Source organism: Streptomonospora mangrovi (assembly GCF_027604915.1).
GTDB classification, from domain to species: Bacteria; Actinomycetota; Actinomycetes; order Streptosporangiales; family Streptosporangiaceae; genus Streptomonospora; species Streptomonospora mangrovi.
In genome coordinates this window covers 30,267-42,929 of the sequence record NZ_JAJAQC010000031.1, presented here as the reverse complement: position 1 = coordinate 42,929, position 12,663 = coordinate 30,267, and the positions used below count along the sequence as shown (strand labels likewise).

9 protein-coding genes are annotated in these 12,663 nt (G+C 75.6%); 5 read left to right on the top strand and 4 right to left on the bottom strand.

Features of this window, described 5'->3' with window-relative positions; all coding sequences use genetic code 11:
* Positions 1-231: 231 nt before the first annotated feature.
* The 4 genes from LG943_RS17880 to cofD all read right to left on the bottom strand — a co-directional run bounded on the left by LG943_RS17880 (position 232) and on the right by cofD (position 4,459).
* Positions 232-990 carry a DUF1266 domain-containing protein gene (locus tag LG943_RS17880; protein WP_270073444.1) on the bottom strand — a complete coding sequence of 253 codons (759 nt, stop codon included), beginning with the start codon at positions 988-990 and terminating at the stop codon, positions 232-234.
* A 231-nt stretch (positions 991-1,221) separates the two neighbouring features.
* Positions 1,222-1,899 carry a lytic polysaccharide monooxygenase auxiliary activity family 9 protein gene (locus LG943_RS17875; RefSeq protein ID WP_408648608.1) on the bottom strand — a complete coding sequence of 226 codons (678 nt, stop codon included), beginning with the start codon at positions 1,897-1,899 and terminating at the stop codon, positions 1,222-1,224.
* Between the two features lie 272 nt (positions 1,900-2,171).
* Entirely contained in the window at positions 2,172-3,488 is a 1,317-nt protein-coding gene (locus tag LG943_RS17870; RefSeq protein ID WP_270073443.1) for a coenzyme F420-0:L-glutamate ligase, read from the bottom strand.
* Positions 3,485-4,459 carry a 2-phospho-L-lactate transferase gene (cofD, locus tag LG943_RS17865; protein ID WP_270073442.1) on the bottom strand — a complete coding sequence of 325 codons (975 nt, stop codon included), beginning with the start codon at positions 4,457-4,459 and terminating at the stop codon, positions 3,485-3,487. The genes LG943_RS17870 and cofD overlap by 4 nt, the downstream gene beginning before the upstream one ends.
* 314 nt (positions 4,460-4,773) lie before the next feature.
* Here cofD and LG943_RS17860 point away from each other — a divergent pair, with 314 nt between their 5' ends.
* The 5 genes from LG943_RS17860 to LG943_RS17840 all read left to right on the top strand — a co-directional run bounded on the left by LG943_RS17860 (position 4,774) and on the right by LG943_RS17840 (position 12,661).
* Positions 4,774-6,447 (top strand): hypothetical protein, encoded by a 1,674-nt coding sequence (locus tag LG943_RS17860; protein ID WP_270073441.1) that lies wholly within the window; start codon positions 4,774-4,776, stop codon positions 6,445-6,447.
* Between the two features lie 273 nt (positions 6,448-6,720).
* A complete protein-coding gene (locus LG943_RS17855) occupies positions 6,721-7,008 on the top strand; it encodes a WhiB family transcriptional regulator (protein ID WP_040272150.1) in 288 nt (95 codons plus the stop codon).
* A gap of 329 nt (positions 7,009-7,337) precedes the next feature.
* On the top strand, positions 7,338-10,646 hold the full coding sequence (locus LG943_RS17850; protein ID WP_270073440.1) for a glycosyltransferase family 2 protein: 3,309 nt from the start codon (positions 7,338-7,340) through the stop codon (positions 10,644-10,646).
* 3 nt (positions 10,647-10,649) lie between these two features.
* Positions 10,650-12,122 carry a DUF5719 family protein gene (locus LG943_RS17845; RefSeq protein WP_270073439.1) on the top strand — a complete coding sequence of 491 codons (1,473 nt, stop codon included), beginning with the start codon at positions 10,650-10,652 and terminating at the stop codon, positions 12,120-12,122.
* Between the two features lie 278 nt (positions 12,123-12,400).
* Positions 12,401-12,661 carry a hypothetical protein gene (locus tag LG943_RS17840; RefSeq protein ID WP_270073438.1) on the top strand — a complete coding sequence of 87 codons (261 nt, stop codon included), beginning with the start codon at positions 12,401-12,403 and terminating at the stop codon, positions 12,659-12,661.
* Positions 12,662-12,663 lie beyond the last annotated feature (2 nt).

Genomic DNA, 12,663 nt, shown 5'->3' with positions numbered 1-12,663 from the left:
TCGCGCAGGTCACCCGCGTGTCACCGTGTGCGACCGGCGCGCCGGCCCGCGGTGGGCGTGCGGGCGGCCGGCCGAGACCGGGCCACCCGGTGGCGCGTGCCCGCCGGCGGGGGCGCCCCGCGCGCACGCGGCGGCCCCCGGCGCGGGGCGCCGGGGGCCGGATGACCTGCGGTTCTTCGGGGGTGCGGACGATCGCGGGCCGGAGAGGCCGGCCGCGCCGCGCCCGCCGGGTCAGATGTGGAAGGGCATGTTCAGCCACGGGCTCTGCGGGTGCGTCATCATCACGTGGTGCACCTCCAGCGGCTCGGTGTAGCGCGGACCGAACTCGCCGTTGTCGAAGTGCAGGCAGCGGCCCAGCACGTAGCCCGCCGAGAAGTCGGCCCACGAGGCGTAGTGGCGCCGCGCCTGCTCGCTGGCCCGCACCACGTACCACTGGGCGGTCTGGAGCACGGTGTAGCCGCACTGAACGCCCCAGCGCGCCATGTTGGCGCCGCGCCCGAAGTCCCACGCCTGGATGGCGGTGACGTACCCGCCGGGCGGCAGCAGGCCGTCGGCGACGAACCGCTTCTCGTAGTCCAGGACCATGCCCGCCAGGCCCACCAACTGCTGGTAGGTACCGGCGTCGATGCCGTTGTGCCGGCACCAGTCGCCGATGGCGTTGCGCCAGGTGCCGGGGTCGACCGGGCGGCCGTTGAGGTACTGGGCGGCCTGGCGGCGCAGCGCGAGCAGGGTGCCGGCCACCGGGTTGCTGCCCCGGTCGTCGAGCAGGGTCTCGGCCTGGTTGCGCCAGTCGTCGGGGTTCTCGATGCCCCAGTCCCGGCTGAGGTCGCCGCGCTTCTCCTCGGGCGTGCAGCAGGTGCAGCCGGTCTCGCTGTTCCAGGGCGCGCCGTTCATCACGGCGATGTGCACGCCGCAGGCGTAGCCGTGGGCCACCGGTCCGTGGAACGGCCCGTAGGGATCCGCCTTCAGCCCCAGACTCTGGCGCACCACCCGCCCCACCCCCTGTCCGCGCGCGCCGCCGCGAGGGGCGCGGCGGCGAATGAGCGATGTGCGGGGAACGGTATACCACTTCGGGCGTGTCCCGCACAGTCCGGACGGCCGGCGGCACGGGGCGGCCCCGCCGGACACGGGGTCCGGCGGGGCCGCGGGCCGACCGGCTGCGAGGGGCCGCGGCGGCCGGTGGAACCGGCGGGCGCCGCGGGAGCGCGCGGGGGCCGGGGATCAGGTGAAGTTCACGTCGCTACAGATGTAGTAGGTCTGGTCCATGTGGGACGCCTTCCACACCGTGTAGACGACGTGGCGACCGCTGTAGCCCGACGTGCTCACGTCGATCCGGTAGTTCTGCGACGGCGCGTAGCGGCCGGTCTCGGCGACCAGGTCGAGGTCGTCCCAGCCCATCGACTCGCGCGTGGGGTCGAAGCCCTGCTTGGTGACGTAGACCAGGAAGTAGTCGGCACCGTGGGACGCCTGGTCGTACAGGTTGATGGTGAAGTTGCTCGTGATGTTCGTGGTCTTCCACGCACCCACGGCGTCGAGCGAGTCGTAGCGCCCGCCTTCGGCGTTGCCGCCGCTGCACAGCGTGCCGTTGGGCACGTGCTGCTGGTGCTGCCCGCCCACGTTGTTCTTGTAGAGCCCGTTCCAGTTCCACATGGCGTTGGGGTCGTCCTGCCACGCCTGCCAGCACATGGGGTCTTCCTGGGCCATGGCCGGGTTGAGGTGGTCGTCGCCCCACCGCTCCCAGCAGCCGTAGTTGCGGCTGGCCGGGTTGATCACCGAGCCGTGCGCCGATGCCGACCCCGCCAGCGGGACGGTGCCGACCAGCGCCATGGCGGCCGCGGACAGAAGGGTGAGGGCGCGAAGCGCCAAGCGGGGGGCTTTTGCGTGCTCGCGAGATTGCATTGTGCGATCTCCGCCTTCCGGTTGGGGGTAGCCGGAGTTGGGAGCGCTCCCAACGTGTTTCCCGTCACGTTACCGGATGGAATCGCCGAGCAACAGACGGTTTGCGGGGGGATTTCCGAACCGGACGAACCGGCACGGACGAACACGCCGGTCGCGGGCACCCGAGCCGCCGCCGGGCACCCGGAAAAAACCGAAAAAAACCGGTCGCCCACCACCGCCGCGCGCGCGGCGGTGGTGGGCGACCGGCGGACGGCCGGGGCGGACGGCCGGGGCTACCGCACCTCGATGAACGTGTCCGGCTTGCGCGGCGGCCGCTCCTTGGGCCGCTCGGCGGCGTGGCCCACCGCCACCGACCCCATCGGCTGCCAGTCCTCGGGCAGGTCCAGCACCCGCCGCACCACGTCGGGGCAGAACATGGTGGAGGACACCCACGCCGACCCAAGGCCCTCCATGGCCAGCGCCACCAGCAGGTTCTGCACCCCCGCGCCCATGGCCACCAGGAACATCGACCGCTCGGCGGCGGCCCGCCGGGGGTCGGGGTAGGGGTGGGCGCCGTCGGCCACCAGGCACGGCACCACCAGGTAGGGCGCCCGGCGCAGGACGTCGCCGCGCCGGGTGCGGCGCGCGATCGCGTCGTCGCCGAAACCGTCGGCGCGCAGGTCGGCCACCCAGGCCGCCAGCATGGCGTCGAGCAGTTCGGTGCGGGCGGCCGCGGACTCCACCAGCACGAACCGCCAGGGCGTGGTGTGGTGCGGGGCGGGCGCGGTGACCGCCGCCGCCACCGCCCGGCGCACCGCCTCGGGGTCGACCGGGTCGGCGGTGAACTCGCGGACGGTGCGCCGCGCCGGCACGACGTCGCGCGAACCGTAGCGGAACAGGTCGGAGTCGGCCCCGCGCACCAGCGCCGCCGCGCCCGGGCCGTCGGAGTCGGTGACCAGGTGGCCCAGGCCCCGCACCACCGCCACGGGGGTGCCCGACACCTTGCCCTTGACGAGTTCGCCGGCCGCCGCGATCTCGTCGGCGACGGCGGCCACGGTGACCTCCAGCACGTTTCCGTGGGAGTCGGCCACCCCGCGCAGGTCGTGCAGCGGCTCGATGCCCGCCGCGCCGATGGCGACGTCGGTCTGGCCCGCGCGCCAGGGCCGGCCGAAGGTGTCGCTGACCAGCACCGCCACCCGCACCCCCAGCCGCTCGCGCAGGCCCGCGCGCAGGCGCCGCGCCGAGGAGTCGGGATCCTCGGGCAGCAGCAGCACGTGCCCGGCCGGGACGTTGGAGGAGTCCACCCCGGCGGCCGCCATCACCAGGCCGCGGCGGTCCTGCACGATCCGCAGGGAGCCGCGCCGGGCCACCACCCGGTCGGTCTCGGAGTCGACGGCGGCCTCGCGGTCCATGCGCCGCAGGCGGCCCTCGGCCTTGCTGACGATCTTGGAGGTGACGACGAGGATGTCGCCGTCGCGGAGGTCGGCCGCGCCGGCGATCAGCGCGGCGAGGTCGTCGCCCGCGCCGATCTCGGGCAGCCCGGCCACGCCGGTGACCTCGACGGCGGGGACGGGCGCGGGCGCGGCGGCGGGCGCGGTGGGCTCGCTCACGACCGGCCTCCCTTCAGTTCCAGGGCGAGGTCCAGCGTCGCTCGGGCGATGGCGGCGGTGGAGTCGGGGTCGCTCATGTACAGGGGGCGGGCGCGCACGGTGACGCCCTCGACCGCGGCGCCGGCGTCGGCGGTGTCGACCAGCCAGCCGTCGAGAAGCTCGGGGCCGAAGTGCGCGGCCACCGCCGCGGCGCTGGTCTCGACCCCGATGGCGGTCAGGCAGGCGTCGGCCATGCCGCGCACCGGCGCGCCGCCGATGATCGGGGAGACCCCCACCACGGTGGCGCGCTCCAGGGCGGCGCGCACCCCCGGGACGCCCAGGATCGACCCGATGCTGACCACCGGGTTGGAGGGCGGCAGCAGCACGACATCGGCCGCCTCGACGGCCTCGACGACCCCGGGCGCGGGCGCGGCGTCCTCGGCGCCCACGCTCACGATCTCCAGCGCCGGAAGCGCGGCGCGGTGGCGGATCCACCACTCCTGGAAGTGGATGGCGCGCCGGCCGCCGTCGGCGTCGGCGACCACCACGTGGGTCTCGACCCGGTCGTCGGTCATGGGCAGCAGCCGCACCCCCGGCCGCCAGCGGTCGCACAGCGCCTCGGTGACGGCGGAGAGGGGGTAGCCCGCCGCCATCATCTGGGTGCGCACGATGTGGGTGGCGACGTCGCGGTCGCCCAGGCCGAACCAGGTGGGCTGCATGCCGTAGGCCGCCAGCTCCTCCTTGACCGCGAAGGACTCCTCGGCCCGGCCCCAGCCCTGGGACTCGTTGATGCCGCCGCCCAGGGTGTACATCACGGTGTCCAGATCCGGACAGATCCGCAGCCCGAACAGGGTGATGTCGTCACCGGTGTTGCCGATGACGGTGATGGTGGGGTCGTCTCCTGTGAGGTCGGCTCCGGTTCCGAGCGCCGCCTTGAGGCCGCGCAGGAAGCGCGCGCCCCCGATACCGCCAGCCGGTACGACTATCCGCATGGGCTCAAGTCTGGCAGGCTGAGGTGGTGTATGTGCCATGCTCTTCCCGGCTTGGGGAGAGCGGCATCCCGGCCGGCCCCGCGGGTGCGCCACGGTGACGCGCTGAGGCGGGGCGCGCCGCGCTGCCATCGGCCGCCGCGAGCGGCTCCCGGCCGTCCGCCGACGCGGTGGCGTCCCTCACACGCGACCGCGCCGATGGCCGCACCGCGCCCTACCGCGCGAATGCGCCGCCTCCCCGGCCGATTCCATTGACAACCGGTTGATATGCCAAGCTTCCACCGACGCGACGGCGAAGCAGCGGAGGGGAACCTCTCTTGAACAACGAAGCATTGAACCGCCTGCGGGTGCCCGCGGCATGGGCGCTGCTCGGCGCCGTGATCGCGCACATGCTCGGCGGCCTCATCTACCTGTTCGGCCACGGCGGGGTGGGCTATGAGACCACGGTCGCGGGCAACTTCACCGACGTCGGCTCCGCCATGTTCCACGGGCCCGTCATCGTCGCGCTGATCGTGGCCGCCGTGCTGCTGGCGGTCACCGCGCCGCACCGGACGTCGGTGAACTTCCCCATCGCGCTGGTGGGGCTGATCCTGCTCGGCTTCGCCGCGCTCATGGGCGTCATCGGGCTCATCATGGGCTTCGTGGCGGCCAACGAGACCGCCCAGCTCGCCGACGGGTTCTCCTCGTTCCTGTCGATCGGCGGCCAGCTCGCCATCATCGTCTTCGCCGGGCTGTTCCTGCTGCGCGTCTTCAACGACCAGTCGCTCGTGCCGCGCTCGGCTCCTGGGCACTCGGGCGCCCCCATGGGCGGTCAGCCGGGGTACCCCGCTCCCACCGGCGGCCAGCCTTCGTTCGCGCCCCAGACCGGCGCCCAGCAGTCCTTCGCGCCGCAGACCGGCGGGTTCCCCACCGGCGGCCAGCAGTCCTTCCAGCAGCAGCCGCAGCAGACCCAGCAGCCGCAGCAGGGCGACTGGAGCGGCGCGCAGCCCGCCTACGCCGAACCCGCGCAGCCGCAGTACTCCGCCGACCCCGCCCAGCAGTCCTACGGCGCCGAGCAGGCCCAGCAGTCCTACGGCACCGAGGCGGCCCAGCAGCAGCCGGGCTACCCCTCCGCCGACTCCCGGCAGGCCGGCTACGACCCCGCCGCCACCCAGCAGCCGCCGCAGGCCGACTGGCAGTCCCCCGGCTACGCCGACCCCAACCAGCAGACCATGGTGCAGGGCTGGGGCCAGCAGCCCGGCCAGGACCCCTTCCCGCCCGCCGGCGGCGGCCAGGACCCCTACCAGCAGGGCTACGGCACCGGCGGCCAGCAGAGCGCCTACGGCCAGGACTGGGGCAACCAGCAGGCCCCCGCCGGCCAGCCCGACCCCGCCGACCCGGCCGCCCGCCAGCAGGGCTACGGCCAGGACTGGCCCCAGCAGTCCGGCGGCTACGACCCCTACGCCCAGAACCCCCAGCCCGCCTACGGCACCGGGGAGCAGCAGCCCTACGGTTCCGGCGGCCAGCCGGCCTACGGCGCGGGAGACCCCTCCGGCTACGGCTCCGGCGGCCAGCAGTCCTACGGCGGCGCCCAGGGCGGCGGCTACCCCAGCGGCGGCCAGCCCGCCTACGGCTCGGGCGACCAGGGCGGCGGCTACGGCACCGGCGGCCAGCAGGGCGGCTACGGCTCGCCCTACGACCCCCAGTACGCCCCCCAGCCCGGCAGCGAGGGCGAGCAGGCGGCGCAGAACGCCATCCAGTACGGCTGGTACCAGCAGCCCGGCGAGCAGCCGCAGCCGCCCCAGGAGCAGCAGCCGCCCGCCGACCAGCGCCGCGACACGCCGCTGGACTCCTTCTTCCACGACGACAAGACCAGCACCGACCAGTTGCAGCAGGTCGACCCCAACTACGGGGCCGGATACGGCCAGGGCACCGGCTACGGCACCGACCAGCAGCAGGGCAAGGACGCCGACACGCCGCCCGGCTGGTACCGCGACGGCGACCGCCGCTAAGGCGCGACCTGCGGCGCGACCCCCCGCCGGCCCCCTGGCCGACCCCGCCGACCCAATGGTCGCGCGGCTTACGCGCGGCAAATTGCGTGGTAATCCGCTGAACCGATCGCGCCGGGTGGACTCCCGGTGTTGGTTTGTTACATGATATTCAGGGGATTACCACGCAGCGCGCTTGACGTATACCAGGCGACCCGCGTGTAATTCACCGTGTGATTCCACCCTCCCGGGGGTCAGAATGGGAGGGTTCATCTAGGGGGGCAATAGGAGGTGCGCATGAGCGAGGTCATCCCGCTGGCGCACGGCGCAGATGAAGATCTGGGCTGGCAGGAGCGCGCACTCTGCGCGCAGACCGACCCCGAGGCGTTCTTCCCCGAGAAGGGCGGCTCGACCCGCGAGGCGAAGAAGGTCTGCCTGTCATGCGAGGTCCGGGCGGAGTGTCTGGAATACGCGCTGGAGCACGATGAGCGCTTCGGCATCTGGGGGGGACTCTCCGAACGCGAGCGGCGGCGGCTGAAGAAAGCGGCCGGACAGGATTTCGATTTCCTCGCCGACATGCTGTGACCGCGTGCTCAAGGTCGAGCGCGGCCCGGGTTTTAACCCGGGCCGCGCGTTTTTTTAGCGGCGCTTTACGCTGCCACTGGTAATGGCGGGCGGGCGCCCGCGCGCGCCGGCGGCCGCCCGGGTCCGCCCGGTCCGCGTCCTCGCGCGGCCGGGTGGCGGGGCCGACTCCAGGGCCGACTCCGGGGCCGGCCGCGCGGCCCCGAACCAGCACGAAGGCTCCGGCGGGTGGCGTAGGGTGTTCTGCCGACACCCCGCGCCCGCGTCCCACCGCCCCGCCGCCAGGGTCGTCCCCACCCCGCCCGCACCCCTGTCGAGAGCGATCACCAGCCGTGCTACCCCTGGATCCGGCTCGCCACATCGTCACAGCCGTCATCGTCACCCACGACGGCGCCCGATGGCTGCCGGAGACCCTGGAGGCCGTCCGCGAGCAGACCCGGCCGGTGCAGCGCGTCGTCGGCGTCGACGTCGGCAGCCGCGACCGCAGCGGCCGCATCCTCGCCGAGTACATCGCCTCCGACGCCATCACCACGCTGGACCGCGCCACCGGGTTCGGCGACGCCGTGCGCGCCGCCCTGGACTCCCCGCGCGCCCGCGCCGCGTTCCCCGGCGCCGCGCCCGACGCCACCGAGTGGATCTGGCTGGTCCACGACGACTGCACCCCCGACCCCGAGGCGTTGCAGCGCCTGCTGATGGCCGCCAACGACGACCCGCGCGCCGCCGTGCTCGGCCCCAAGCTGCGCGACTGGTTCGACCGGCGGGTGCTGGTGGAGTGCGGGGTCACCATCGACGGCGCCGGCCGCCGCGAGACCGGGCTGGAGCCGCGCGAACTCGACCACGGCCAGCACGACGGCACCCGCCAGGTCCTCGCCGTCTCCAGCGCCGGGATGCTGGTGCGCCGCGACGTGTGGGACGAACTGGGCGGGTTCGACCCCGCGCTGCCGATCTTCCGCGACGACATCGACTTCTGCTGGCGCGCCGGCGGCGCCGGCCACCGCGTGCTGGTGGTGACCGACGCCGTGGCCTACCACGCCGAGGCCGCCGCCCGCCGCCGCCGGCGCATCGCCGCCGCCGGCGACCACCCGCGCCGCCTGGACCGCCGCCACGCCATCTTCGTGCTGCTGGCCAACCTGCCGGTGGGCGGCATGCTCGCGGCGTTCGTGCGCAACTCCTTCGCCTCGCTGCTGCGCGTGCTGATGTACATCGTGGCCAAGCAGCCCGCCAACGCCTTCGACGAGGCCGTGGCCATCACGTCGGTCTACCTCATGCCCGGCCGGCTGATCCGCGCCCGCTTCCGCCGGCGGCGCAACCGCCGCCGCACCTACAGCGCCATCCGGCCGTTCCTGGCGCGCGGGGTGGCGCTGCGCCAGTTCACCGACGCCGTGGCCGACCTGTTCTCCGGCTCGGCCGGGCTGGACACCGCAGGCCGCCACCAGGCGGTCGTCGCGCCGCCGGCCGAGGAGGACGACCCGCTGCGCGACGACCTCACCCTGCTGCGCCGCGTGCTCACCCGCCCCGGCCCGCTGCTGGTCCTGGCGCTGACCGCGGTGACCCTGGTGGCCGAGCGGCACCTGTTGTTCGGCGCCGAACTCGCCGGCGGCGCCCTGCCGCCGGTGGCGGGCGGCGCGTCGGACCTGTGGGCGCTCTACCTCACCGGCCGCCCCGACATCGGCGCGGGCACCGGCGCGCCCGCGCCGCCCTACGTGGGCCTGCTGGCGCTGCTGTCCACGCTGCTGCTGGGCAAGCCGTGGCTGGCCGTCACCGTGCTGCTGCTGGGCTGCGTGCCGCTGGCCGGGCTCACCGCCTACCTGCTGGCCCGCCGGGTGCTCACCGCAACGGCCGCCCAGGTGTGGATGGCGGGCTCCTACGCCCTGCTGCCCATGGCCACCGGCGCCGTGGCCCAGGGCCGGCTGGGCACCGCCCTGGTGCACGCCCTGCTGCCGGTGCTGGGCATCCTGCTGACCCGGCTGCTCACCCAGCCGCCCCGCCAGTCCCGGCGCACCGCCTGGGCGCTGGCGCTGTTCCTGGCGGCGGGCACCGCGTTCGTGCCGCTGCTGTGGCTGCTGGCGCTGGTCACCGGTGTGCTGGTGGTCGTCGCCTTCGGCCACGTCGGGCGCCGCCTCTACGTCAGCGTCGCCATCGCCCTGGGCGTGCCGCTGGTCCTGCTGCTGCCGTGGTCGCTGGAACTGCTGCTGCACCCGTCGCTGTGGCTGCTGGAGGCCGGGCTGCACCGGCCCGAGCTGTCGGCCCCGGCGCCCGGCGCGGTGTCCCTGCTGATGCTCTCGCCCGGCGGCCCCGGCATGCCGCCGGTGTGGGTCACCGCCGGGTTCCTGGCCGCCGCGCTGTCGGCGCTGCTGCTCCTGCGCAGCCGCATGCTGATCGCGGTGGGCTGGAGCGTGGCCCTGTTCGGGATCCTGGTGGCTATCCTCATCAGCCGCGTGCCGGTGGAGCCCTGGTACGGCGGACCCGCCGCCCCGGCGTGGCCCGGGGTGGCGCTGGCGTTCGCCGCGACGGCCATGCTGCTGTCGGCGGCCAACGCCGCGCAGTCCTTCGGCCTGATGTGGCGGTTGGGCGGCGCGCGCCGCGCGTTCGCCGCCTTCGCCGCCGCGCTGGCCCTCACCACGCCGCTGTCGGCCGCCGGGGTGTGGATGTGGCAGGGCGCCCAAGGGCCGCTCAGCGGGCACGCCGAACCCCTGGTGCCGGGTCTGCTGGGCGGGGTCAGCGACGACGGCCGCGGCGCCCGCACCCTGGTGGTGGCGCCCCAGGACGACGGCTCGGTGCGCTACAGCGTGCTGCGCGGACGCGCGCCGCGCCTGGGCGAGGCGCAGATCCCCACCAGCGAGCCCACCCGCGCCGTGCTGGACGAGGTGGTGGCCGGGCTCGCCGGCGGCCGGGGCGGCGACGAGGCCGACCGGCTGGCCGACCTGGGCATCGGCTACGTGCTCATGCCGCGCCCGCCCGGCGCCGAGGGCCCCGACGTCACCCTGGTCGACATCCTCGACGGCGCTCCCGGCCTCACCCGCGTGCAGCTCGGCGAGCGCTTCGGCCTGTGGTCGCTGGACGCCCCCACCGGGCGGGTGCGCGTCCTGGGTGAGGGCGGCCCCGTGGTGCTGCGCGCCCAGGCGGGCGAGGACCCCGGCACCGTCTACCGGGTGCCCGCCGGGCCGGCCGGGCGGCGGCTGGTCCTGGCCGAACCCGCCGGCACCGGATGGGGCGCCACCCTCGACGGGCAGGAGCTGGCGGCGCGGCCGGGTCAGGGCGGGCTCCAGGCGTTCGACCTGCCGGCCTCCGGCGGGCGGCTGGAGATCGCCAAGTTCGACCCGCTGCGCCAGGCGTGGCTGGCCGTGCAGGCCGCGCTGCTGGTGGCGGTGGGCGTGCTGGCGCTGCCCGGCGTGCGCACCGAGGAGGACCTGCGCGAGCAGCGCGCCCAGCCCGCGCCCCGGCCGCGCCGGCCCTTGCTGGCGGGCGCCCGCGCGCGCTCCACGGGCACCCGCGCGGCCGGGCAGGGCCACCGCGCGCCCGGCGCCCGCCGGGGCGGCCGGGGAGCGCGCGGCACCCGCGCGCGCGGTGGCGGGCACGGCGACGGCCCGGCGGCCACCCCGCCCGGCGGCCTGGACACCCGTGACCGGGAAGGGGAGTAGGCCGTGCGGCTGATCGTGGAGAACCGCTTCGCGCTGCTGGTGCTCGTGGCCATCGCGCTGACCGCGCTGTTCGGGGTCGCGGCGGTGACCCAGGGCGTGGATCCGGGCGGTGCGGAGGAGGCTGCCACCGCGCCGGTGGAGTCCGACCTGCGCCTGTGCCCCCCGCCGCAGGGCGAGGACCGCGCCACCACCACCGCCGCGCTGGCCACCGGCGCCCCCGGCGGCGGGGAGAGCGGTGGAGACGGCGGCGAGGGCGGCGAGGGCGGCGAGGGCCGGCTGACCGTCGCGGAGAACACCGCCGAGGCCGCGCCCGTGGGCGAATCGCCGTTCACCCGGACCGGGCACGTGTGGAGCGCCGACACCTCCGGCGCCGAGGCGGCCACGGCCGTCACCGCGCGCGGCGCCATGGCCGCCGGCCTGGAGGTCGCCCAGACCACCGTCGGCGAGGACGACCCCTACGCCACCGAGGTGCGCTGCCCGGCGCCCACCACCAGCACCTGGTTCGCCGCGCCCGGCGGCACCACCCTGGAGGGGCTGCGGCTGTTCTTGGCCAACCCCGACGGCGAACCCGCCACCGCCAACGTCGACATCTACCTCAGCGACGGCCCGTCCTACTCCGACGACACCCGCGGCATCGCCGTCGAGGGCCGCGGCCACACCGAGGTCGACCTCACCGAGCTGATCCAGGGCAGCCCCGCCGCCGTCGTGCACGTGCGCACCAACGCCGGGCGGGTGGCGGCCTCGCTGTTCGCCGAGCGCGACGGCGCCGGCGAGGACTGGGTGCCGCCCACGACGGCGCCCGCCCGCAGCCACGTCGTCCCCGGGATCCCCGGCGGGGGCGGCAGCCGCCGGCTCATCGTCGCGACGGTGGGCGACACCCCCGCGACGGCCGACGTCGCGGTCTACACCCCCGAGGGGCGCGCCGAGCACGAGAACCTGACCGGCCTGGGCGTGCCCCCGGCCGCCGGCACCTTCCTCAGCCTGGAGGGACCGCTGGCCGAGCAGCCGGGCACGGCGGTGGTGCGCTCCGACCAGCCGGTGGTGGTGGGCGTGGCCATGGAGCGCGAGGACGGGCAGGACACCGCCTACGCTCCCGCCGCGCCGCCGCTGGCCGGCCCGCTGAACGGCACCGCCGTGGTGCCGGCCGCGCCCGAGGGCACCGAGAGCCTGCTGGTGTTCGCCGCCCTGGAGGAGGACGCGGCGGCCGTGGTCACCCCCGTGGACGCCGACGGGCGCGCGGGCGACCCGGTGGACGTGGAGATCCCGGCGGGGCGCACCACCGCCCCCGAGATCGAGGCGCCCGAGGGCGCCGGATTCGTGGTGCGGGTTTCCGAGGGCGCCCCCGTCTACGCCGGCCGGGTGCTCACCCAGGGGTCGGGCGGCGACGCCGCGACGTCGGCCCTGCCGCTGCTGCCCGCGCCCGCCCGGATCGTCCTGCCCGGCGTCGAGGACAGCCTCACCAGCGTCGTTCCCTAGGGCCGTTCCCCGCCTGTGCCGAGCCGGTGCCGACCGGGTGGCCCGGTCGGCGCCCGGGTGGCCGGATCGCCGGCGCGGGCGGGCCGGAGGAGGGTCGGGGAAGGGCGGGAGGTGAGGCCGGAGGAGGGCGGCGAGGAAGGTCCGGAGGAGGCTCCGGGCGAGGGCGGGAGGTAAGGCCGGAGGTCCGGCGCGGGCGGCCCGAGAGCCTGCCATCATGCTGCTGCGGACCCGGGCGCATCGGGCGTTGCGGGCGGCCGCGCAGGCGCAAGGAGTCCCCCGTGCAGTTCCATGGCTACGAGCAGGTCGGCGACACCCGCGAACGCTACGCGGGGACGTGGGAGGACGCGCGGGCGGCCGCGCACTGGCTGCGGTCGCGGTTCGCCGACTACCAGCGGGGCGTCGCCTCGCAGTCGGTGCCCGCCGTGCGGGAGTGGTTCGCCGAGGAGCGGCTGCGCGCCGGCGGCGGCGTGGTGTGGGAGGCGAGCATGGCGGACGGGCGGCGGGTGTCGCTGTCGGTGGTCCCCGCCGCGGATTCCTGAGG

Coding starts and splice junctions, on each gene's coding strand:
- LG943_RS17875 (WP_408648608.1), bottom strand. CDS start 1,899: ATGCAATCTCGCGAGCACGCAAAAGCCCCCCGCTTGGCGCTTCGCGCC.
- cofD (WP_270073442.1), bottom strand. CDS start 4,459: ATGCGGATAGTCGTACCGGCTGGCGGTATCGGGGGCGCGCGCTTCCTG.
- LG943_RS17855 (WP_040272150.1), top strand. CDS start 6,721: ATGAGCGAGGTCATCCCGCTGGCGCACGGCGCAGATGAAGATCTGGGC.